Source organism: Luteococcus sp. H101 (assembly GCF_038433155.1).
Taxonomy (GTDB): Bacteria; Actinomycetota; Actinomycetes; order Propionibacteriales; family Propionibacteriaceae; genus Luteococcus.
In genome coordinates this window covers 1-19,803 of record NZ_JBCDMW010000005.1, presented here as the reverse complement: position 1 = coordinate 19,803, position 19,803 = coordinate 1, and the positions used below count along the sequence as shown (strand labels likewise).

At 66.6% G+C, this 19,803-nt stretch carries 24 protein-coding genes and 1 pseudogene; 11 read left to right on the top strand and 14 right to left on the bottom strand.

All coding sequences use genetic code 11. The features are described from left to right. The first annotated feature begins 120 nt into the window (after positions 1 to 120). Positions 121 to 1,266: a hypothetical protein gene (locus AAEX60_RS01200; RefSeq protein WP_342100510.1), complete on the top strand. Its 1,146-nt coding sequence runs from the start codon at positions 121 to 123 to the stop codon at positions 1,264 to 1,266. A 234-nt stretch (positions 1,267 to 1,500) separates the two neighbouring features. Continuing rightward, a complete protein-coding gene (locus AAEX60_RS01195; RefSeq protein WP_342100508.1) occupies positions 1,501 to 2,100 on the top strand; it encodes a hypothetical protein in 600 nt (199 codons plus the stop codon). Positions 2,101 to 2,121: 21 nt separating this feature from the next. Here AAEX60_RS01195 and AAEX60_RS01190 read toward each other — a convergent pair whose 3' ends face one another. Next, positions 2,122 to 2,520, bottom strand: a complete 399-nt coding sequence (locus AAEX60_RS01190; protein ID WP_342100506.1) for a hypothetical protein — start codon at positions 2,518 to 2,520, stop codon at positions 2,122 to 2,124. A gap of 7 nt (positions 2,521 to 2,527) precedes the next feature. Here AAEX60_RS01190 and AAEX60_RS01185 point away from each other — a divergent pair, with 7 nt between their 5' ends. From AAEX60_RS01185 to AAEX60_RS01165, 5 genes are all read left to right on the top strand, one after another. Next, positions 2,528 to 2,692 (top strand): hypothetical protein, encoded by a 165-nt coding sequence (locus tag AAEX60_RS01185; RefSeq protein ID WP_342100505.1) that lies wholly within the window; start codon positions 2,528 to 2,530, stop codon positions 2,690 to 2,692. Positions 2,693 to 2,877: 185 nt separating this feature from the next. Then, entirely contained in the window at positions 2,878 to 3,873 is a 996-nt protein-coding gene (locus tag AAEX60_RS01180; protein ID WP_342100504.1) for an FRG domain-containing protein, read from the top strand. 28 nt (positions 3,874 to 3,901) lie between these two features. Continuing rightward, positions 3,902 to 4,603, top strand: a complete 702-nt coding sequence (locus AAEX60_RS01175; protein ID WP_342100503.1) for a hypothetical protein — start codon at positions 3,902 to 3,904, stop codon at positions 4,601 to 4,603. Beyond that, the gene (locus tag AAEX60_RS01170) at positions 4,600 to 4,785 is read left to right on the top strand and encodes a hypothetical protein (protein WP_342100501.1); all 186 of its coding nucleotides are present in this window, start codon (positions 4,600 to 4,602) and stop codon (positions 4,783 to 4,785) included. Before AAEX60_RS01175 ends, AAEX60_RS01170 begins: the two co-directional genes overlap by 4 nt. Positions 4,786 to 4,918: 133 nt before the next feature. Continuing rightward, positions 4,919 to 6,088 (top strand): YdcF family protein, encoded by a 1,170-nt coding sequence (locus AAEX60_RS01165; RefSeq protein ID WP_342100499.1) that lies wholly within the window; start codon positions 4,919 to 4,921, stop codon positions 6,086 to 6,088. 87 nt (positions 6,089 to 6,175) lie between these two features. Here the strand turns inward: AAEX60_RS01165 and AAEX60_RS01160 are convergent, their stop codons facing one another. The 7 genes from AAEX60_RS01160 to AAEX60_RS01130 form a co-directional block, all read right to left on the bottom strand. After that, a complete protein-coding gene (locus AAEX60_RS01160) occupies positions 6,176 to 6,436 on the bottom strand; it encodes a hypothetical protein (RefSeq protein ID WP_342100498.1) in 261 nt (86 codons plus the stop codon). A gap of 31 nt (positions 6,437 to 6,467) precedes the next feature. Continuing rightward, positions 6,468 to 6,692: a hypothetical protein gene (locus AAEX60_RS01155; protein ID WP_342100497.1), complete on the bottom strand. Its 225-nt coding sequence runs from the start codon at positions 6,690 to 6,692 to the stop codon at positions 6,468 to 6,470. A 21-nt stretch (positions 6,693 to 6,713) separates the two neighbouring features. Continuing rightward, positions 6,714 to 7,250 (bottom strand): HEPN domain-containing protein, encoded by a 537-nt coding sequence (locus AAEX60_RS01150; RefSeq protein ID WP_342100495.1) that lies wholly within the window; start codon positions 7,248 to 7,250, stop codon positions 6,714 to 6,716. After that, positions 7,247 to 8,494 carry a DUF262 domain-containing protein gene (locus AAEX60_RS01145; protein ID WP_342100494.1) on the bottom strand — a complete coding sequence of 416 codons (1,248 nt, stop codon included), beginning with the start codon at positions 8,492 to 8,494 and terminating at the stop codon, positions 7,247 to 7,249. The genes AAEX60_RS01150 and AAEX60_RS01145 overlap by 4 nt, the downstream gene beginning before the upstream one ends. A 79-nt stretch (positions 8,495 to 8,573) precedes the next feature. Then, positions 8,574 to 9,494 carry a hypothetical protein gene (locus AAEX60_RS01140; protein ID WP_342100492.1) on the bottom strand — a complete coding sequence of 307 codons (921 nt, stop codon included), beginning with the start codon at positions 9,492 to 9,494 and terminating at the stop codon, positions 8,574 to 8,576. Further along, on the bottom strand, positions 9,491 to 10,171 hold the full coding sequence (locus tag AAEX60_RS01135; protein ID WP_342100490.1) for a hypothetical protein: 681 nt from the start codon (positions 10,169 to 10,171) through the stop codon (positions 9,491 to 9,493). The genes AAEX60_RS01140 and AAEX60_RS01135 overlap by 4 nt, the downstream gene beginning before the upstream one ends. Continuing rightward, positions 10,168 to 10,995, bottom strand: coding sequence for a TIGR04255 family protein (locus AAEX60_RS01130; protein WP_342100489.1), 828 nt, complete (start codon positions 10,993 to 10,995; stop codon positions 10,168 to 10,170). Before AAEX60_RS01130 ends, AAEX60_RS01135 begins: the two co-directional genes overlap by 4 nt. Positions 10,996 to 11,147: 152 nt before the next feature. Here AAEX60_RS01130 and AAEX60_RS01125 point away from each other — a divergent pair, with 152 nt between their 5' ends. The 3 genes from AAEX60_RS01125 (at position 11,148) to AAEX60_RS01115 (ending at position 13,722) form a co-directional block, all read left to right on the top strand. Next, a complete protein-coding gene (locus AAEX60_RS01125) occupies positions 11,148 to 12,071 on the top strand; it encodes a NaeI family type II restriction endonuclease (RefSeq protein ID WP_342100487.1) in 924 nt (307 codons plus the stop codon). Positions 12,072 to 12,266: 195 nt separating this feature from the next. Further along, entirely contained in the window at positions 12,267 to 13,265 is a 999-nt protein-coding gene (locus AAEX60_RS01120) for a DNA cytosine methyltransferase (RefSeq protein ID WP_342100485.1), read from the top strand. 7 nt (positions 13,266 to 13,272) lie between these two features. Continuing rightward, positions 13,273 to 13,722, top strand: a complete 450-nt coding sequence (locus AAEX60_RS01115) for a very short patch repair endonuclease (protein WP_342100484.1) — start codon at positions 13,273 to 13,275, stop codon at positions 13,720 to 13,722. Here AAEX60_RS01115 and AAEX60_RS01110 read toward each other — a convergent pair. The 6 genes and pseudogenes from AAEX60_RS01110 to AAEX60_RS01085 all read right to left on the bottom strand — a co-directional run bounded on the left by AAEX60_RS01110 (position 13,655) and on the right by AAEX60_RS01085 (position 18,323). Further along, a complete protein-coding gene (locus AAEX60_RS01110) occupies positions 13,655 to 14,377 on the bottom strand; it encodes a type II toxin-antitoxin system VapC family toxin (RefSeq protein WP_342100481.1) in 723 nt (240 codons plus the stop codon). The two genes, AAEX60_RS01115 and AAEX60_RS01110, sit on opposite strands and share 68 nt — an antisense overlap. Then, the gene (locus AAEX60_RS01105; protein WP_342100480.1) at positions 14,374 to 15,162 is read right to left on the bottom strand and encodes an NgoMIV family type II restriction endonuclease; all 789 of its coding nucleotides are present in this window, start codon (positions 15,160 to 15,162) and stop codon (positions 14,374 to 14,376) included. Before AAEX60_RS01105 ends, AAEX60_RS01110 begins: the two co-directional genes overlap by 4 nt. Positions 15,163 to 15,229: 67 nt before the next feature. Next, positions 15,230 to 16,342, bottom strand: a pseudogene (locus tag AAEX60_RS01100) (CpaF family protein); the annotation flags it as partial. Further along, entirely contained in the window at positions 16,339 to 17,157 is an 819-nt protein-coding gene (locus AAEX60_RS01095) for a hypothetical protein (protein ID WP_342100478.1), read from the bottom strand. The pseudogene AAEX60_RS01100 and the gene AAEX60_RS01095, both read right to left, overlap by 4 nt. Next, positions 17,150 to 17,824 carry an SAF domain-containing protein gene (locus tag AAEX60_RS01090; protein WP_342100477.1) on the bottom strand — a complete coding sequence of 225 codons (675 nt, stop codon included), beginning with the start codon at positions 17,822 to 17,824 and terminating at the stop codon, positions 17,150 to 17,152. The genes AAEX60_RS01095 and AAEX60_RS01090 overlap by 8 nt, the downstream gene beginning before the upstream one ends. Before the next feature lie 247 nt (positions 17,825 to 18,071). Beyond that, a complete protein-coding gene (locus tag AAEX60_RS01085; RefSeq protein WP_342100476.1) occupies positions 18,072 to 18,323 on the bottom strand; it encodes a hypothetical protein in 252 nt (83 codons plus the stop codon). A 250-nt stretch (positions 18,324 to 18,573) separates the two neighbouring features. Between AAEX60_RS01085 and ald the strand changes: the two genes are divergently transcribed. Next, positions 18,574 to 19,689, top strand: a complete 1,116-nt coding sequence (gene ald / locus AAEX60_RS01080; RefSeq protein WP_342100475.1) for an alanine dehydrogenase — start codon at positions 18,574 to 18,576, stop codon at positions 19,687 to 19,689. The last annotated feature ends 114 nt before the right edge of the window (positions 19,690 to 19,803 follow it).

Below are 19,803 nucleotides of genomic sequence, written 5' to 3'. Positions count from 1 at the left end.
CCTGATTGGGGTTTTGGTTATGAGGTGAAACAGCAAGCCAGAAGGCCATCAGGCCTTCCGCTGGGGCCAGGGCTCGACGTAGCCTCTCGACCAGGACAGGCCGGGGAGAGGACCACCACCATGCACACCGAACCGAACGAGCTGCAGCGCAAGGTGCTGCTGTGGCTGGCCGACGGGTCGCCAGACCCGGAGCCCACCCCCGGGTGGAAGATCAGCGTCAGCGCGCTTCAGGTCCGCGGGCTGGTCAGCGTCAGCAAGGCCGGCGGGTACCAGGTCACTGTCACGCCCGCGGGGCGCCGGTACGTGAAAGAGCTTCGGGCCACGCCCCACAAGCGCCGCGCCAAGCAGCCGCGGCACAAGGCCGGTGCCCAGCCAGGGCCCGAGCCCGAGCCAGTGGTGGCCCCCGAGGACCTGCACGAGGCCGCGCGGCTCCTGCAGCTCAACCCGGTCTGCCTGCCGGACGACGATGCTGCCCGGACACGGGCGATCCTGGCGGTCCACAAGCTGGCGGTCTCGGCCGAAGCAAACGGCATGACCGTCAAGCCGTGGCCGCAGCCCGAGCAGCGCACCATCGTTGGCGGCCAGGCCTACGCCGGAGAACTCGTCATGGTCCTGGAACTGGGCCAAGGTTCGGTGTCGGTCCGCCTCGGGGCCATGCAGAAGCGCATGAAGGCACCCCCGCCGGACGAGCGAGGCATCTTCCGGCCAGCCCCGGACACGGTGTGGCAGGACAACGGCATCGTTGCCTTCCGTGTCCGCGACGGCGGCCGCACCCAGATCTTCCAGGAGCGGCCGCGCACGCCCTTGGAGCACTACATCCCGCAGGTCCTGCGTCTCGTCGAGGAAGCAGCGCAGCGTGCCGAACAGGCCACGGGTGCCGAGCGTGAGCGGATCGACGACAACAAGGCGGCAACAGACCGGATCTGGGAGAACGTGACCGCCAAGCTGGACTACGCACTGTGGCAGCAGCCCCTGGCGGCCCATGCCCGGAAATGGGCCGAGGCCCGGGACCTCGACGCCTACCTGGACGCCCTGGTGGCCCACGGGGTGCAAGAGGCGAGCAGCCAGTTCGTGCTGTGGGCCCGCGGCCAAGCCGCCGCCCTTCGGGCAGCGTCCCTCAAGGTTCCGCGGGTGGTCGGGCCAGTGCCCCGCCTTAGCCACGAGGAGTGGCAGGAGGACCCGTACGTGGAACCTCTTGCCGCGGCTTCCCGCGCCATGCATTGGCATGCCGTTGCCCCTGTACCGCGGGTGGATTTCCGCTCATGAGCTGTTCGCGCTTGGGTCCAGGCGACACGGGCACGTGGATGGTGGCCTGTGCGGACGACACCGGGTTCATGCTCAACCGACCTCAAGGAGATGACGGTGCCGCGTTCAGTGACCGGCGTCCGTCCCTTTGAGCAGAATGACGTCAGCCGAGTCCGCGAGCCTTCTGGACCAACAAGACCCGAGATGCTGTCATGTGACCAACTGAGACGATCAACCCCGGAAGGTGTCAGCCGCATGAAGCCCCGCCAATTTGCTTTGCTCACCCTTGTCGTCTTGGCTGCATCCGCGTGCGGTGGGCAGGATCAGCCTGCGCCATCTCCGGCGGCAACCCCGACGACCACTGCCCCTGTGCCGTCGGCGGAACAGACCAACGCGGGGACCGAAACCCAGCCGAGTACGAATGCGGACGGCTACATGGTCAAGAAGCTCGGCGATGCCGGCGGGATGACCACCTCGGAGGGCAAAGAGATCGTCACGTTCACGGTCCACAAGATCGTCAAGGACATCAAGTGCACCACCGACTATGCTGAAAAGCCCGCGAACGGGCACTACGTGGGCATCTACATGGACGTGGAGACCACCCCTGCCCTGCTGAAGCAGGACGTGAACTACTTCACCACCAACCAGTGGTCGGTGGTCGGGCCTGACGGGATCGAGGAGAACAGCACCAGCGGCAACGCCTACAGCTGCCTGAACGAGGCCGAGACCTTGCCCGTTCAGCTGGACAAAGCCACCCACCGCAAGGGGTGGGTGGTCATCGACGTCAAGAACACCAATGGAAGGCTGCGTCTCACACAGGACACCTTCGAGGGCGGGTGGGAGTACTCGCTGTAGGTCCTGTCAGACTGCTGGGCTTCACCGGTACGTGGCGCAGGCGTTCTTCTCCGGCACGTACACCGCTGGCGGCTGGCAGGGCTGTTGGTTGGCTTCGCCCTCCGGCAGGACCGGTGACCACACCACGTCCTGCTTGGCGTCGCTCTCGTCCGTGACACCCTCGGTGGCATCAACGGTGGGCTGGCTGGTTGTGGCTGGCGTGGGTGCGCGGGTGATGTGGCTCTCGTCGGTACCGGCCCAGCGGCCAACCCCCAGCCTGACCCTGGTTTCGGGGCCTATCGGCATGTGGTGGCCAGGATCCTGCCACTGCACCAAGCCGTCCTGGTCCGCGTCACTCGTGGTCACGTCGACGATCGAGACGTTGCGCACACCGAGATCACGGAACAGCGCGACGGCCTCGTCCTCGCGGGCACCCATCATGCGAGGCATGGTCTGCTGCGCCGTGGGCTTTGCGGTGGCCGTCTGGGTGGGCTCGTCTGATGCCAATGCCGAGGCCGGCTGGCTCGTGGCGGGTGCCGGCGTCGGGCTCGGCGAGGGTGTCTCGGATGGGGTGGCGCTGGGACTCACGGCGGGCGGTGCCGGCGCGACGTAGCCGAGGGGCTTGGGGTTAAGGGCCGTCATCGTCAGGGCACCGATCGCAATGCCTGCGGTGGCAGCACCCGCGATGACGAAGGGGAGGGTTCGGGGCATGACCGGATCGTCTCAGTGAGGCAGGGGTTCCGGGGTGCGAAAGTCGCTTGCCACAGCAGGACATCAGGGAGCAACTAACCTTCTGTCATGAACATGCCCCCGACAGCTCACGGGCTGCAGCCAGCGCAGTGGGTTCGTGACGGCTGGGCGGTGCAGCCCGAATCGATCGACCAGATATTGGCTTTCACGATGCGGCTGACCCAGCTCGGTCCCGCTGTTGGCGGCTACGTCTGGCGTGGACAGGCCGACGCTGCCTGGAAGCTGGAATCCAGCCTGCAGCGACACCTGCGAACGAACGGCCTGGCGGACACGATCCCGCTGGAGAAGGCTGAGCGCGCATTGATCGAGCAAGCACGCAACTGGGGGCTGGGGACGATGGGCGCGAGCCACATCCCGGACCTGCAACTCCTGGCCCAGATGCAGCACCACGGCGTGCCCACCCGCCTCATCGACGTCAGCCGGGACCCGTTCACGGCCTTGTGGTTCGCCTGCAGTGATCTTCCCGACCGGGACGGCATCCTGTTCGCTGTCGACGCTGAGTACAGCAAGGAGACCCATGAGCGCCCGTGGGGGACCTGGGACGATGTGGGAGATCCTCTCCGCAATGCGTTGAAGCGGATTTTGGAGATGGCCGACACCCATCCTGTCGTTCTGGTCCCCACGATCCGCGACGCGCGCATGACAGCCCAGCAGGGAGCCTTCCTCATCGGGATGCTGCCTGACGGACTGGTGCCCGCGGCACCATGGGCTGCGGTCACGGATTGCCTGGCCTTCGGCCTCCATGCGAAACCAGCGGACCTCAACGCCCTCCTCCACGATGCGTCGGTCAACCTCGACGAGAGTGCCCCGCGCTTCGCCGCCGCCATCATTCCCGCAGCATGGAAGGGGCGACTGCTGGAGGTGCTGAAGGCGATGGGCAAGTCGCACCAGACCTTGTACCCGGATCTCGCGGGCTTCGCCCTGGCCTTGGCTCAAAGGGATGTCACCGTGGATTTCACTCCTGACTGGCAGCAACCAGAAACCATCGCCGAGGCGATCCCAGCGGTCGCAGACACGGACTACGCCGGCATGATCACCAACTAACCTGCCTGCCGCCTCCTACGCTGGGCCTGTGACCAGTGCCGCCCGGGACCGTGCCATCCTCGAGGCGTGGCTGTCGGGCGAGCGCGTCACCCGCATCGCGCGGCAGCACCGCCTGTCACCAACCCGCGTCTACGACATCCTGGCCCTCACGCCCGCCCTGCGCGCCGAACGGGAACGGCGCATCCAGCAAGCCCGTGAGGATCTCGAACGCCGCGCGTTGACCTGGTCCGCTGCCAACCCCGGTGTCCCGCTTAACCAGTCGGGCCTGGGCTGCAACACCAGCGAGCTTCGATCGATCCTCGGGGACCGGGCAGCGCTGCACCGGCCACCACGGCGGGCCAAGGCCACCCCGGACGAGGCCATCGAGGACGCCTTGCGTGAGTTCGTGGCTCTCACGGACACGCCCAGCATGGCCCAGTTCACGGCACTGCGGGCAGGCCGGGACTGGCCTTCCCTGGCCACCGTCCTGCGCCGGCACGGCACCTGGGCAGCAGCCTTGCAATCCGTGGGCGTGACCGTTCGGTCCGGCGGCCGGACACGCCAGTTCAGCGACGGGGACCTCGCCCGGTGGGTTTGCCGCTACTTGGAGACGCCCGGTCCGTGGACCATCACTGGCCTGGAATCGTGGCTTTCCGCCCAGGCCGGTGCCCCGTCGGGCACGCTGGTGCGCAAGAGGTTCGGCACCTGGCCCCAGATCCTGAGGGCAGCGCACCAAGGAGGCACGCCATGACCGCCAAGGACACCACGCCGGCGTACACGCTGGCAGAACGTCAGAAGGCTGTTGCGATCCTGCGCGCCATGGGAGCAGAGGTCCCGACCATCCCAAAACCACCATCCAAGCGCCCGGAAGCCAGGCCGCCCCAGGGTTGGAGCGTGCGGGTGCACGCACGGTCGGCCAGAGGTTTGGACTGACGGGCTTGGTCGCCCCCGGCGGCGTACTGGGGAGCGTGAAGTTCGCCGCATGTTGCTCCACGGTTGGGTGGCAGTTCATGCCGAAGTACGAGGGTGGGAGAAGTCCCCACACTTGACTTCGAGAGGAACCCCCATGCGTTTGAAGCGAACCCTCGCCTCCACCGTGCTGGTTGGCGCCGTTGCCGCGCCACTGCTCTCCACGCCGCCGGTCATGGCTGCGAAGGATCGTCCCGCTCCCGTCTTGCCGAAGGTGGCGAAGGAACCGACCAATGTGAAGGTCAACGCCTCGTGCAAGATCCAGCTGCAAGACCCGCTGCCTGCCCCCAAGGCCAAGGCAGATGGACGAGGCGAGGCAATGGACGGTCAGCAGCCCGACTACGCCCGGTCCTACGTCCGTGACCCGTTCCTTCACGCCGAGGTGATCCAGTACCGACGCTGGCAATGGAACGCCATGTACTCGAGCCTCGATACGAAGGCGAAGTCCAAGCCTGACTTCCTGGACACCTACCGCCTGCAGGCCGACGCGTACCAGGTCAACGCCACCTACAGCGAGGCCCTTTCCCAGCTCGACCAGGTGTTGCGTCGTCAGCCCAAGGATGTCCATGCCCTCGCCACGACGAGCATGATCCAGTACTACTTGGGCAACCGGCCCGACTACCGGTGCCGCATGGCGCACCTGGCCAAGACTTCCCCGAAGGCAGCCAAGGAGATGAAGTCCTTCCTGCGTTTCGCGGAGACCACCATGTACGCCAACTACGGCTCCCAGCCGCAGACCGACATGAAGCCGGAAGCCATTGCGGTCTTTGGCCAGTCCCCCAAGAGCGACGGCACCCCGTCGGCTGGCCTGCTCACACGGCTTGAGAAGACCAAGGAGATGGCTGAGCGTTACCCGGACGCGTGGATCGTCCTGTCGGGCGCTGCTGTCAAGACGCCCTACGCAGAGGCTGACGTCATGGAGAAGTGGCTCGTCGAGCAAGGTGTCAATGCGGGTCGCATCATCAAGGACGACCGTGCGCGGGACACCGTTGGCAACGCCATGGGCATGGTGCGGATCTTCCAGCAGTACGACATCCACGACGTCCTGCTCGTGGGCACCATCCAGCATCTGCCTCGTGCCACCACAACGACCCTCGCGCTTGCTGATCGCTACGGCTGGGAACTGAACGTGGACACGGCCGGCGGCGGAGAGCGACCCGACCCCGCTTCCCAGGTGGGCGAGCGCCAGTACACCTACGTGACCGCCGCCCGCGCCGCCGGGCTGTACGAGAAGGATGACTTCGCCAAGTTCACCAAGAAGAAGTGACGCACTGAGCACACCGCATCTCACGAGCGGCGGTCCGGGTTCCCCCGGGCTGCCGCTCGTCATGTTCTGGGAGCGTCATTCCGAAGCTCACTGTTCGCCCACAGGCGCATCTGCGCGCAGCAGGCTGCCGGCGATGACGAACAGACCGGCCTGGCCGGTGTCGTCGACAGCCGCGACCTCACCGGCCCAGGTGCCGTCGAGGTTCCGGATCCAGCGCACCAGCAGCACCGGCCGCCAGCCATCACCGAACTTCGCCCAGGCATGGCCCGGGACCGTGGCCTTGGTCTCCTGCATCCCGCGGGCACGGTCAGCCAGCGTGCCGAAGTCGGAGCGAATGCGGGAAGACATGGCGCCATCGTGGCGGACGGCACTGACAGTTCTACGGATCCAACGGGAACAGGTCGTGTTCCGGGTCCGCGAGGATCCACACGCCGTCGCTGAACTGGACTTCTGCCACTGCCCGGCCGCTGCTGGAACCGAGCATGTTCATGGCCACGTAGACCTGGCCGTCCCGCTCGCATGCCACACCATCGCGGGACGACACCGCCCGGAAGATGCCCAAGGGCTCCTGAAGGTGTCCGGGGAAGTCGATCAGGTGGCCCATGTCCCCATTGTGCCTCTGGGGTCATGCTGCTTGGGGATTCAGGAAAAGGAGTTCACCGAATCTCGTGGGGAAGACTCGTGCTGCCTCGTAGAGTTCCACGATGTCCAGCACGGTCTTTGGCACCTCGAACGTCACGTAGTTGTTGTGCACCAGGTTGTTACGCAACCTGCCGAGCTCAAGAAAGGCCCGCACCGAGCGATCGAGGGCCTCATCTGCTCCCACAGCCGCTTGGCACCGTTCCTTGGCGTCCGGACCAAACAGGGCAAAGAACCTGTTGGCATTCGTCTTATCCCACTCGAACAACGTGTGATAGCCCCTCGCCAGGATTCCCCGGGTCACGCACTCGGCCAACTCAGCGTGACCATGAGCCCGGGCAAGTCGCTGCAGTTCCTCCTTGACTTGGTCCTCCAGGGCACTGGCGGCAGCGATGAGGAGCACCTTGGGGGCGATCCTGCCCAAGGCTGCCAACGCCGAGGGGTCCGCGGACAAGAGCACTTCCATGTAAGCGATGTCATCGCTAAGCGACGCCACTGCCGCCGGCGTCCCCTCTGCACTCACTCCTCAGCCTCCGGGTTCTTGTCCTCTTCGGGTTCCTCCCCCTGGAAGTACGCCTTGGCAAGATTGATCCGCTTCTTGACATTGACCGACTTCGTCGACCCCTCCTGCAGGCTGTCCGCAAACGTGTTGTGTTCTCGTACCTGCTTGGCTACTTGGACGACTTGTTCCCCATCTGCTTGCTTTCCGAGCTGAACCCAAGCCGCAAAGACTGACTCGAAGAGGATGCCGCTGAACTTTCCACCACGTCGGAAAGCCTCCGGTGCTTCCGGATGGCCGACTGCTGCTACGGCACCAATAAAGGAGCGCAGGTCCGCGATTGCATCGTCTGCCTGAGCGTCACTGTAGCGCTTGGCGCTACCCGCGAACCGGTTGATGAAGTTAGCCATCGTGCCCGAGTAGGAGTTGAGATCCCGGGCCAGGGCCAAGGAGCGCAGGAGTACTTCCGTGTCCTTCATGCGCGGGTCGGGCGTCTTCAGCCCCAAGACGGTTCGCCAGCCATGATCTTCGTTCATGCCGATGACCGATTGCATCAGCTTGGAGTGGAAGAGGCTTGCTCGAATCTCTTGGGGGGTCAGGTTCACGCCTTGCGAGTTCAGGCGGTTGAAGATCTCGAACATCGCAGCATCGCCCTCTGGCGTGGTCTGCTTGACGACGATGTTGCGGATGGTGCGAAGGTCCAGCGTCGACTTGTAGTCCTCGAGCCCCAAGTACTTCTTCCCGTGGAACTTGTTCCTTGACCCGTCAGTCCGGCTCGGCAACTTCAGCTTGAAATCCTCGAAGAGGTCATCGTCTGCAAGTTTTGCCTGGTCGATCCCCTGACCCCCTTGGAGCAGATGCCGCACTGCAGCCCGGCTAGATGTCTTCGGGAACCTGCCCTTCATGTAGAAGTACAGCGTGAGCAGGCGCTGCTGGCCATCAATGACCAGGAACGAGTTCCGGGCCTCCTCGTAGAGGAATACCTGCGGGATCGGCAGGCCCAAAAGGAGTGACTCGATGAGTTTGGATGCCCGCTTCTGGTCCCAGACGTAGTTTCTCTGGAAGTTGGGAATCTTGACGGCACCAGAGTCGATGAAGGACGTGATCGTCAGGCAGTTCCAGTCATTGGGGGATGAGACGATGTCATACTCGTCGACGCGTACCTCATCGTCCGGCTCGGAAGGCTCGTCAAGCCATGAGCTACTGGAGGGTTCGCCTTCCTCCTGAACTTGATCGTGGTCGAAGCCGATATCTTCTAGGTCGCTCATGTCTGAAGCCTAGAGCACGAACGGCGACAGGGATGGGCATTGCGTGAACGTGCCTAGCGCACTCGACTGCACGGTCTCGCTACAGGTGCTGGAGGCGAAGCTCATCGCTATCCCGATAGGACGTGGCGAGCAGGTCCCGGGCTCGAAGGTGCTCCGGCTTTCCCAGGGTGATTGCCGGGAAGGCCCTCACCTGCTTGTTCTTACGGACGCGCTTCCAGAGCCTGTCCCAATGCCTATAGACCTCGCCGGGTAGCTGGCCGCTGCCGGTGTGGAGGACGAGCAGCCGAATCTTCTCGGCATGCTGGCGGCTCGGGCTGCAGGTGACACGGACTGATTCGACACTGCTCATCCACCTCTCACCGGATAGGCCTCGGATCTCCTCGTCCAAGACGCGCCCCATCACGGCAACGACGTCGGGCAGTGCTGGACGGGCGGCTTTGGTTGCCAGGTGGCCGGCGAATTTCAGCGCGGCGTCATCACCACAAAAGGCCTTGACGGGCTGGTGCGCCAGCAACACAGACTTGCTGACGGGCATCGAGATCCTCAGGTCGGCGATTGCCGCGACCGATTCAAGGTCATCCAGTTCGGCGCCAAGCAGGGCGAACCCTTCCGCGGGAGGATCGAGCAACACCTTGTCGACGACTCGCCAGCGCTGGAGGTCGGCCAGCTGGCTCAGGTCCTTTCGCGGCATGACCCACACAGGACTCACTTGGACGAAGGGATGCCTCCGCCCCGGCCCAGACAGGACAATGTCACACGTCTGCGAAACAACGATCGCCCCAGCGGGAACCTCCGTCACTCCCTCAGGCGACAGCCAATCCGACGCGTCGAACCCCTCGACGGAAGTGATTCCATCGAGTCCGCTGGGGGCGTACCACCCCAAGGGAATGCTGGGACACAGAGCTCCCTGATACCACTTGTCCAGGGCCTGCGCCTGGTCGTCCGTCCAGTCATCAAATGTGGGATGGAGCCGGTCGATGGGAAAGTGTCCTTGGCTCACGCCCCCTGTCCTTCCCTTGGGACGACGCGACCCCTGGCGGCCCTCCGGGCGCGAACCACAGGGCGGGGCCCAACGGGGCCAGGTGCTTCCTTGGGCTCGACGAAGAAGCCAACCGCCATCGCTTCCTCAAAGTGAGACCGGTTGCTGCGCAAGCTCTCGCGGCGAGTTGCCTCGCGTACGAGGCCCATCAAGTCCCCTCCGCGCAGCAATCGCATTCGGGCCGTGTCGGCCCTCAGCCAGAGCCCGAGGTCCCCGTCCACGAGATCCTTCAGGGTCTCGAGCGTGTCCATGAGGGCCCACACATCGGCTTGGCTCGATACACGCGGCTGCACAGCCGGCGTCTTCTTCCAGTGATGGAACGTGCGAGGACTGATCCCTGCACCCTCGCGGAGGTACTTGACGGGCAACCCCAGGGCTTGCGCGGCCTCTTCAATGGCGACCACGGCAGGGACCGTGATTGCCTCATCCTCGCCGATCTCCGACGGCGGCGCTTCACCCACCCAGGTCTCTCCCGTTGTGGAGAAGATCAAGTCCATGCGCAAGAGCCGGCCGCTGAAATTGACATCGGGGACGGACTCGTAGCGGATTCCCGTGTGGGAGACCAGGGCCCCACACCCGGCATAGGGGTCAGGATGGAAACTACCCGTTCGTGTACGGGTCAGCACTGCAGCGGTCATTGCATGTCTCCATTCCCCTGCGATTCAACCTTGCGCTTGCCGAGTGCCACCGAGAAACGCTCGGTCAGGCTCCTCTGGAACAGTTCGGCTGCGTTGCGGTTGAGCACTTCCGCCCGCGTGATGACATCCTCCGCATCGAACCTAGCGCTGTGCTCGTCAAAAGTGTCGATGTCCAGCAGGTAGCCCACGCTTGCAGGCGCGGCAGGTGAGGCGAGCAGCCCGTGCCGTAGTACTGCGCCGGCGCCACCTCCCAAGTCGAGAACCAGCTGGCTCTGCGCATCACGCAGCTGGCCCGTGAACGGGCCGCCAGCTACTGGTCCTAGCAGGGACGGCTCGATCTTGCCGTCCCAGAAGCCGGGTGTCACGGCCTTCTGGTCCTGGAAGTTGTTCACGTATCGCAACCCCACACGATCCCGTCCCACTGGCTTGAGCAGCTGTTCGACAGCCAGCACGGCCGCGCTCACCAGTGGTTTCAGTGACGTACTCCAGCGCGTGTACTGGCTCACCTGAACCGCCGCCCTAGAAGGGAAGAATGTCATCTCGCAGGAGAGTTCCGAGCTTGTGAGGCGGACGCCGACCTCCGAGTAGGACTGCTGGCGGGGCCCTTGGGGCGTCAGCTCCACCTGGGCCTCCTGCCACGTGGACTTCTCGACCTTCCACGTTCCGCCAGGAAAGGTTTTGGACATGAACTCCTGAAGGTCGTAACCCGCCTGGAGGTTGATGTGTTCGCGCCCCTCGCCGTACCGCACCTCAAAGACGCTGAACACTGCCGGAGGGCGATCCAGCGTGTAGTGCTCGCCCGAAAGCCCAAAGGGCTTGTTCATCGCAGATCCTTACCATCGACAAGCGGAAAGTTGCACTCTACTTGCACCCTAGATGATCAGCGATGGCAACGTGCCGTTTTCACAGCCAAGTCTTTGGTTCCAGCAACGGACCCCGCTCGGCTAGGCCGCGGTGCCGGCGCTAGCGTGTGCGCATGACGTCGGACGCGATTGCCCAGCCGGGCGACTGGTGCCAGCCAGATGCCCGGCGGGGGACCGTCCCCGATGGCCATGTCCTCGAGGACCCGGCGGATGACGCGCAGCTGCAGGCCGTGCGGGCGTGGCTGTCCCGGCCTGCAGTCCCGGTCGCGATGACCGCTGCGCTCGACGACAGCATCCAGTACGTGCTGGACGGCGCCCACACCGGCCGCTTCGACCTGAACGACCCGGAGGTCGACTCCGACGAGCGCAGCTCGGTCGGCACGAAGGCGCAGTACCGGATCCTGTCCGCGCTGGGGCTCGAGAAGAGAGGCCCGCTGGACACGTGGATCGAGGGCGTCCCGGTCGACATCAAGGTCACGGTCGCACGCACGTGGACGATTCCGCAGGAAGCCCAGTGCCAGCTGTGCCTGCTGGTCCGCATCGACTTCCGCCATGACCGGTTCCAGGTGCAGCTCATGCGCACCCACCACGCGTGGCTGAACGCCGGCCGCAACCAGGACCGGAAGACAACGATCCGCGCAGCAGCCCTGGACCGGTTCGGCATGATTGTCATCCCCTGGTCGGCCCTGCCGCACAACCCCTTGCGGGACCTCGAGCCGCACGAGCGTGACCTGGTCTTCGAGCCGGGCACCGGCCAGGCACGCCGCCTCACGCGGCTGTTCGGGTTCCTGCCCGGGACCGTGATTCCCAGGCATGCCATCCTGACTGTCTGCGCCAACCGTGACGACCCGCTGCGCCGGGCCCGGGAGGTCAAGGCCCTCGTGCTCGCGGAGCACAATGCCGACCTCCTGTGCGGCAAGTGGCTGGAGGACCGAGAGCGGGCCGCCGTCGCCGGGTTCGCGCTGGGGCCGGGCGACTGGCTGAGCCTGCCCAGGGACGAGCCTGCCAGGCCCGCCCCGCACGGCTTGCTGTTCTGATCCCGCGCCGGCATTTTTTAGTCTTTCCGGGCTCCCGTCGAGGCCTGCAGAGAAATCCAAGAAAGAACCCAGAATTTCCCGATTGGCTAGGCCGTTCACTGTCCGCGCACCCTAGAAATAATAGGAAGTATCTGCTATTATTGCTTCCAGCACGCCGGCATTGTGCAAGAATGAGCCAAACAGAGGAGGACGACCATGCCACTCACGTCCGTAGAGGTGTGCGCCGGAGCAGGGGGCCAGGCGCTTGGCCTTGAGGCGGCGGGGTTCAAGCACCTCGCGTGCGTCGAGATGGACGCACGCGCCTGCGAGACGCTGCGGCAGAACCGGCCCCAGTGGAACACCCTCCAGATGGACCTCAACGAGTGGTCGGCGCAGTCCTTCAAGGGCAAGGTCGACCTGTTCGCAGGCGGCGTGCCATGCCCCCCGTTCTCGAAGGCTGGCAAGCAACTGGGCGCCGACGACGAGCGCAACCTGTTCCCGCGCGCCCTGGAGCTGATCCGCCAGGCCGATCCCCGCGCCGTGATGATCGAGAACGTCCGGGGGCTGCTGGACCCGCAGTTCGAGGGGTTCCGCGACGAGGTCTCCCGCGAGCTGGCCAGCATGGGGTTCCGCCCCCACTGGAAGCTGCTGCACGCCAGCGACTTCGGCGTCTCCCAACTGCGCCCCCGCGTCGTCATGGTCGCCATCAAGGACCCGTGGGACGCCTACTTCACGTGGCCCGAGCCTGCCCGGAAGCCAGCCCGCACGGTCGGGCAGCTCCTGTTCGACCTGATGTCCAGCAACGGCTGGGAGGGTGCCAGCGAGTGGGCCCGACAGGCCAACGCCATCGCCCCGACCCTTGTCGGGGGCTCGCACAAGCATGGCGGCCCCGACCTTGGGCCCACCCGGGCCCGCAAGGCATGGGCCCAGCTGGGCGTCGACGGCAAGACGATCGCCCCGGCGGCACCCGAGGCGGGTTTCACCGGCACGCCGCGCCTGACCGTCGAGATGGGCGCCCTGGTGCAGGGGTTCCCGCCCGACTGGAAGTTCTCGGGCCCGAAGACTGCCGCGTGGCGCCAGGTGGGCAATGCCTTCCCGCCGCCTGTCGCCGCAGCTGTCGGCACCCAGATCGCCAAGGCCCTGAACGCGCGCCTCGACACGGAACCTCCCCAGAACTCCGCCCGGGCCCAGGAACCCGAGCTGCTGTTCCAGTAGGCCCGCCATGGACCACCTCAGCCCCGAAGGACGCTCACGCGTCATGAGGGCCATCAGGTCCAGCAACACCAAGCCGGAACTGGCCCTGCGGGCAGCGCTTCGCGCCTCAGGGCAACCGGGCTACCGCCTTCACCGCAAGGACCTGCCAGGACGGCCCGACATCGCCTTCGTGGGGCGAAAGGTGGCCGTGTTCGTTGACGGCGCGTACTGGCATGGCCACCCGGACCACTGGCACCCGGAGGCGGCCAGCGACTACTGGAAGGCGAAGATCGCCAGGAACCAGGAGCGTGACAAGGCAGCGAACGGCGCGCTGGAAGCCATGGGGTGGACCGTCCTACGGTTCTGGGACTTCGAGGTGAAGCAGGATGCCATGGCATGCGCTGCCCGTATCACGCAGGCGCTGGCGCAAACAGGCCCAGCAGCACGTACCGGCCCAGGTCCGGGGCGGGCATGCTGAAATCCGGGTAGGGGCAGTCACTGCCACCGCAGATGCCGCCGAAGAAGTGGGTGACGCGCGCCCCCGCCAGCGTGGCCGCCAGCTCGCTCGGGTAGAGGACCTGGGTCGCGGCATCTGGGATGGAAACAGGTCGCCGCAAGCGCTTGTCCTGAGTCAGGAAAACGTGAGCCCCGATCGCAGCTGCCTCTTCCACGAGCTGCCGGTCAGCCTCGCCCCGGGCCCCAATCACAGTCGGCGGCGACGAGGGCTCCGGCGCCTTTAGCGGAAACGGCTCCTCCCAGTCCTCGAGCTGGAAGGCCAGTGCACGAGCCAGGTGCTCGATGTCCTGCCTCCGGCGGGCAAGCCGCGAGGGATTGGCTTTGGCGTCAGTCAGGATCCGTGGCGTCGTGACCAGCCGGATGTCCCTGATGAGCCACAAGTCCAGAATGCTGGCGATCGCCTCCAGCTCCCCTGCCCTCGAGGCCGGAACCTCTGGGGGCTCGGGAAGGCTGTCCTCCACCATCCGGGTGCCAAACTCGTACAGGTCGATCAGTACATTGGAGTCGATGGCGACCACCAATGGTCCGTGGTAGCCCGCTGGGAGCAACCCGGGCATAGCGTCGTGGCAGAAGCCAAGGCCACCCCCGGCCGTGGGTTCGAACAACTGACCGGTCATGAACTCACCAAGGCTAGGACCAGCTCCTCGTAGGGCCGCACCCGCTGGCGCTCTACCAGTTCTTCCCACGTCCGGCGCTGGCTCGCCCCAGCCGGGAAGAGGGCCGTGACGGCATCCGAGACTTCATCGAAGAGCAGGTGGTACACAGCATCGACCTCACCCGTGCCCTGCGCAATGGCTGCGACACGGCTGGGCAATGGCTCGCCCGTCACGACCACCAAGTGCGGTGCCCGCCCCTGCCTAGTGCGCAGCAGCGTGGCAAACTCGAATCGGATGTTCTGGACCCGGTCAGACCGGATCGTGAACTTCGACGACACGGCCGCGTGAAGGATGTCTTGGCCAGGCTCGGTCTTGTCCGGCACGGAGACCATCACGTCAGTCTTGATCTGGTAGTCCTTGCCCATCGCCATGGGAATGTCAGGGTATGCCGCGAGCAAGTCCTTCAGCTTGGCTAGGTGCTGGTACTGGGCGAAACGCTCCACGGTTCCGCCGCGCGTGACACCCCAAGCGATACTGGGCTCCAGCGCCGCGAGGGTCTCAGCGAGGTCTGACCGGATTCCCTCCTCCAGCAACGTGCCAGGCTTTCCGGAGGAAACAGGGGATGCGCCCCTCCTGACCGATAGCGACTCGAGCATGGCCGCCCCGAGCCGGAGGCTCGGCTTGTTGGCGACGTCGGCAAGGTTGGGGGCCCTTGGGATTCCGAAGAGGTCCTGCGACATGGGTTGGCTCTTGGCCTCCAAGGCTTTCCAGCCGAGCTGGTCCACGAACCACGGGGGAGCTGGCATGGCCTCACTGTATTGCCGGTCCTCCCTCTTGGCAGGAGATTCGAGAGGCTAGTTTCCGCCTGCAAGTGCCCGACTGCATGGCCTCGAACATGGCGGCCGCCTCGCCGCCCCGGACCTCGCCCACCACCAGTCGGGACAGGTTCTGCCGCAGGGCCTCCGGAATCAGGTCGCTGATGCTGAACTCGCCCATCCGGCTGCCGTCGGCGGCCCGCTCCCCCAGGCCCACCTTGGCCTGCAGGGCCAGCATGTTCTTGCGGCCGGGCTGCAGGTGGGTGAGCAGTTCGTAGTCCGTCTCCAGGGTGCCGAAGCGTTCCGTGGTGGGAATCGCGTTGATCATGGCGCGCAGCAGGGTGGTCTTGCCGGCCCCCTGGTCGCCGGAGATCACCGCCGACTTGCGGGCCAGCACCGCGTCGTGCAGCAGCCTGGCCACCTCCAGCGGCATCATCCCGCCGTTCGCCAGCTGACGCAGACTGACCCGGGTCAGGATGTGCTGCCGGATGATGATGCTGGGCCGGAAACTCAACCCGAAGCCGATGGCGTGCAAGCGGAAGCGTTCGCCCAGCGCCAGGGTCATCATCGGGTGCGCGTCGTCGAAGGGACGGCTGGGTGAGGCCGATTCCCCGAGGAAGCGGATGGCTTCCACCAGTTCCTCGTCGGAGTCCGCGACGGGCGGGTGGGCCTCCCGTCGCCCGTCGCCATACTGGACCATCACCGAGTCCCAACCGTGGATCTCGATGTTCTCGGCGTCGGGGATCTCGAACAGCGGTTGCAGGCGGCCGTAGCCGAAGATCGCATTCTCCACCGCCGCCGCGTAGGCCTGTTCCAGCTCGATCGGCCACAGCGCCTGGCCCTCGTGCGCCAGGATCTCGGCATGTTGCCGCACCACCTGGCGGATCACCGATCGCCCCATCATCCGCCGGTCGTCCGGCTTCATCAGCCGGCCGCGTTCCCCGCTGAAGTGCTCGCTGGCCTCGGTGATCTGCTCCGACGCGCGGCGCCGCAGCTGCACCACGACGTCCCAGTCCACCCCGGGCTGGTCCGTCCCGGTGGCCGGATAGGGGGCGGCCTGGCCGCTCGTGTCCGCGCGGGCGGGCCGCACCCGGACCTGTGGGCTCGGCCCGGCCAACTGCCCGAGCAGGTCGGCCAGGGCGGGCGCGGGTTCGGCAACGCGACGGCTCATCGCGCACCCCACTCGACGCTGGGCCGGGTCCCGGCCACCACCTCGGTGCGACGCTGCACGGATTCGGCCAGCCGGGAGGAGCACGCCCGGTAGCTGCGGACCAGGGATCCGCCCGCCAGACCGCGTGAGGGCTTCGCGCCATCGCTGAAGACCCTTGCCTGCTTGGGTTCCCAGGCAATCGAGTAGCGCGCCGGCAGACCAAACTGCTTCTCGATCTCGGCGCCGCTGTAGGGCTTGCCGGGCCCCACCACCAGCAGTGCCAGCTCGGCGTGCGCGGCCAGGGCCTCCAGCTGGGCCTGCACCGCCGGCAGGTGCAGCCGCAGGGCGGCCAGCGCCCGCAGGGAACTGCGCACCGTCACCAACAGCACGTCGCTGGTCATCAGCAGCGGGCCGGGCAGGCCATCGCGCCCCACCCGGCCGGCGTCCACCAACACGTCGGTTCCGCTGGCCCCCAGCGCGACGAAGGAGTCCGCCAGCTCCTGCCAGATGGGCCCGAACAGGCCCACCGCCCCGGGATGGGTGAAGCCGGGCAGGAAGCGACGGTCCCGCTCCCCGCCGTCCAGGCGCACAGTCTGCAGCCAGATCTCCTCGGCCAGGCGCCGGTGTTCCCGGTGCACCGCCGCCAGCTGGCCCAGGCCTCGGCCGCCCAGGTCCGTCCCCCGCAGGTAGCCGGCCGGGATGGTCTGCGCGGGATCCCGGTCACAGTCGGCCAGCAGCACGTCGCGCGGCCAGGCCAGCGCCAGGCCCAACGCACTGGTGCTGACCCCGGGCGCCCCAGCGACGCTGGCCAGGGTGATCACCGCCACGTCAGCCACCCGCCTTGCGCACAACCACCAACAGGTCCCGGGCGGAGAGGTCCGCCAGCCGTTGGGCCTGCGCCTCGGGCACCCCGACGTCGAGCATCTGGCTGGTGCCGTCGGGCAGGGTCCGGGCGGCGGTGACGATCATGGCCTCCACCACCAGCGCCGAGTTCTCCTGCTTGTCCGAGGTGACCTCCACCAGACGCACCGGGGTGCCGGCGGGCATCGGCTCCACCGGCACCCGCCCCGGCGCCAGCCTGAGCCCCAGTTGGACGTGCCCCTTGGCCAGCCTTACCTGGCCCACCGAGCCAGCACCCACCAGGGAACCGGCCGGCAGGTCCACCAGCGCCTGCTTGCCCACCAGGGAGGGCAACTGGTTGGCGTCGACGGTGTGCACCCCGGGCGCCGGGCCGATGGTGACGACGGACAGGTCCTGCGCCCGGACCAGTTCCCCGCGCGGCACGGCGTGTTGCACCACCACCACCTGGTTGGCGTGCGAGGCCCGTTGGTAGGCCAGCGCCCCGCCCAACCCACCCAGACAGGCCAGCAGCAGCCCGGCCGCCACCAGGCGGGGGCTACGCCGCGGCCGCAGATGGGCGGCGACGGGGAGCGTCGGGTCGGGCAGGTCCACGCGCGCTGCCGGGGTGCCGGGGTCGGAGGTCTTCTTGACGGGGCGGAGCATGGCGGCGAGCGTTGCAGCACGATCCGGAACCGGCCTACCGTCATAGCAGGGCTGTGGACAACTTCCTGCTTTTCCACAGCGATCCACAGGGGCCTGTGGACAACTTCGGTGGATGCCCCGAATTTTCTTGCGCCGCTGGGCAACCCGGCGGCCTCTGGCGGACGTCCTGCCGGCCCGGGCCGGGCCGTGGCGGCCCTGGATGAGCCGGATCCGTTTCCGAAGAGTTCACCTCAGACCGTGCGGTAGGTCAGTCGCGGGCCCGTGACCCTCCGGTGCTGGTTGCCTGCACCTGCACGGTGGCGGACTGCACGACGTAGGTCTGCTGGCGGACCCCCGCGGCCTGGGCGTCGCTGACCGACAGGGTGCCGACGCCGCCAAAGGCAATGGCGCCCGCAGCCGCGAGGCCGGCCACGGCCCGCCGCAGGGCGCTGGGGCGGCCGGCCCGGGAGGCAGGGATCACGGTCTGGGAAGGGGTGCTGGGAGGCCTCTGGTTGCTCATGTCATCACCATCCACGCGAAGTCTGTGTGCCCTCTGTGTGAACCCAAGGCATCGGCCATGAGAACGCCCATCCGAAGATCCTTCGGAATTTCCGTGCTGTGCCGAGGATTCTGCGCCGAAGCGGCCAATGGCATTCGAAGATCGTTCGGGAGTTGACCCAATCCCTTCCCATGTGACCCCGGGGCGCGTTGACTCGATTGCAGAGACGCCGCCGAACGGCCTGCGGCGTCACCGTCCAATGGAGGATGTCATGCGTATCGCAGTACCCACTGAGGTCAAGAACAACGAATTCCGGGTTGGGATCACGCCCGTCGGCGTACACGAACTGGTCAAGCACGGCCACGAGGTCTTCATCCAGAAGGGGGCCGGTCTGGGCTCCTCGATCCCCGACGAGGAGTACATCGCGCAGGGAGCAACGATGCTCGAGACTGCCGAGGAGACCTGGGCCAAGGGCGAGATGGTGATCAAGGTCAAGGAGCCGATCGAGCAGGAGTACGGCTTCCTGCGCGATGACCTGCTGCTGTTCACCTACCTGCACCTGGCCGCGGACAAGCCGCAGACCGACGCCCTGCTGAAGGCCGGCACCACCGGCATCGCCTACGAGACCGTGCAGCTGCCCGACCGCTCGCTGCCGCTGCTCTACCCGATGAGCGAGGTGGCCGGTTGCCTGGCCCCCCAGGCCGGCGCGGCCCACCTGATGAAGGCCAATGGCGGCCGCGGCGTGCTGCTGGGCGGCGTCGGCGGCGTGCAGCAGGCCAAGGTGGTCATCCTGGGCGGCGGCGTCGCCGGCCAGAATGCCGCGCAGATTGCCATGGGGATGGGCGCGGACGTGACCATGCTCGACGTCGACCTGAACAAGCTGCGCCAGAGCTACTGGCGCTACGGCAACAAGGTCCACGCCCTGGCCTCGTCGGCCCTGACCGTGCGCGAGCAGGTGCTGGCGGCGGACCTGGTGATCGGCACCGTGCTGATCCCCGGCGCCAAGGCCCCCAAGCTGGTCACCAATGAGATGGTCTCCCAGATGAAGCCCGGCTCGGTGCTGGTCGACGTCGCCATTGACCAGGGCGGCTGCTTCGAGGACTCGCACCCCACCACGCATGCCGAGCCCACCTTCACGGTGCACAACTCGGTCTTCTACTGCGTGGCCAACATGCCGGGTGCCGTGCCGAACACCTCCACCTGGGCGCTGACCAATGCCACCCTGCCCTACGCGGTCAAGCTGGCCGACAAGGGCTGGAAGCAGGCCTGTCAGGAGGACGAGGCGCTGGCCAAGGGCCTGAACACCCACGCGGGCAAGGTGACCTTCCCCGGTGTCGCGGAGGCCTTCGACATGGAGTGCACCCCGCTGGCGGAGATCCTCAAGTAGCTGCCCGACGGCAGGGGGTCGACCGGCCCGGTGGTGGCCCCCTGCAGGCCGTTCCCGGTGGGTGCGTCGCGCGACGCACCCACCGGGGCCCACCCCGCCAACCCCCCTTCTCCC

Bases quoted from the DNA above. Each gene is read 5' to 3' on its own strand.
- AAEX60_RS01200 (WP_342100510.1), top strand. From the start codon at position 121: ATGCACACCGAACCGAACGAGCTGCAGCGCAAGGTGCTGCTGTGGCTG.
- AAEX60_RS01195 (WP_342100508.1), top strand. From the start codon at position 1,501: ATGAAGCCCCGCCAATTTGCTTTGCTCACCCTTGTCGTCTTGGCTGCA.
- AAEX60_RS01190 (WP_342100506.1), bottom strand. From the start codon at position 2,520: ATGATGGGTGCCCGCGAGGACGAGGCCGTCGCGCTGTTCCGTGATCTC.
- AAEX60_RS01185 (WP_342100505.1), top strand. From the start codon at position 2,528: ATGGTCTGCTGCGCCGTGGGCTTTGCGGTGGCCGTCTGGGTGGGCTCG.
- AAEX60_RS01180 (WP_342100504.1), top strand. From the start codon at position 2,878: ATGAACATGCCCCCGACAGCTCACGGGCTGCAGCCAGCGCAGTGGGTT.
- AAEX60_RS01170 (WP_342100501.1), top strand. From the start codon at position 4,600: ATGACCGCCAAGGACACCACGCCGGCGTACACGCTGGCAGAACGTCAG.
- AAEX60_RS01165 (WP_342100499.1), top strand. From the start codon at position 4,919: ATGCGTTTGAAGCGAACCCTCGCCTCCACCGTGCTGGTTGGCGCCGTT.
- AAEX60_RS01160 (WP_342100498.1), bottom strand. From the start codon at position 6,436: ATGTCTTCCCGCATTCGCTCCGACTTCGGCACGCTGGCTGACCGTGCC.
- AAEX60_RS01155 (WP_342100497.1), bottom strand. From the start codon at position 6,692: ATGGGCCACCTGATCGACTTCCCCGGACACCTTCAGGAGCCCTTGGGC.
- AAEX60_RS01145 (WP_342100494.1), bottom strand. From the start codon at position 8,494: ATGAGCGACCTAGAAGATATCGGCTTCGACCACGATCAAGTTCAGGAG.
- AAEX60_RS01135 (WP_342100490.1), bottom strand. From the start codon at position 10,171: ATGACCGCTGCAGTGCTGACCCGTACACGAACGGGTAGTTTCCATCCT.
- AAEX60_RS01130 (WP_342100489.1), bottom strand. From the start codon at position 10,995: ATGAACAAGCCCTTTGGGCTTTCGGGCGAGCACTACACGCTGGATCGC.
- AAEX60_RS01125 (WP_342100487.1), top strand. From the start codon at position 11,148: ATGACGTCGGACGCGATTGCCCAGCCGGGCGACTGGTGCCAGCCAGAT.
- AAEX60_RS01120 (WP_342100485.1), top strand. From the start codon at position 12,267: ATGCCACTCACGTCCGTAGAGGTGTGCGCCGGAGCAGGGGGCCAGGCG.
- AAEX60_RS01115 (WP_342100484.1), top strand. From the start codon at position 13,273: ATGGACCACCTCAGCCCCGAAGGACGCTCACGCGTCATGAGGGCCATC.
- AAEX60_RS01110 (WP_342100481.1), bottom strand. From the start codon at position 14,377: ATGACCGGTCAGTTGTTCGAACCCACGGCCGGGGGTGGCCTTGGCTTC.
- AAEX60_RS01105 (WP_342100480.1), bottom strand. From the start codon at position 15,162: ATGCCAGCTCCCCCGTGGTTCGTGGACCAGCTCGGCTGGAAAGCCTTG.
- AAEX60_RS01090 (WP_342100477.1), bottom strand. From the start codon at position 17,824: ATGCTCCGCCCCGTCAAGAAGACCTCCGACCCCGGCACCCCGGCAGCG.
- AAEX60_RS01085 (WP_342100476.1), bottom strand. From the start codon at position 18,323: ATGAGCAACCAGAGGCCTCCCAGCACCCCTTCCCAGACCGTGATCCCT.
- ald (WP_342100475.1), top strand. From the start codon at position 18,574: ATGCGTATCGCAGTACCCACTGAGGTCAAGAACAACGAATTCCGGGTT.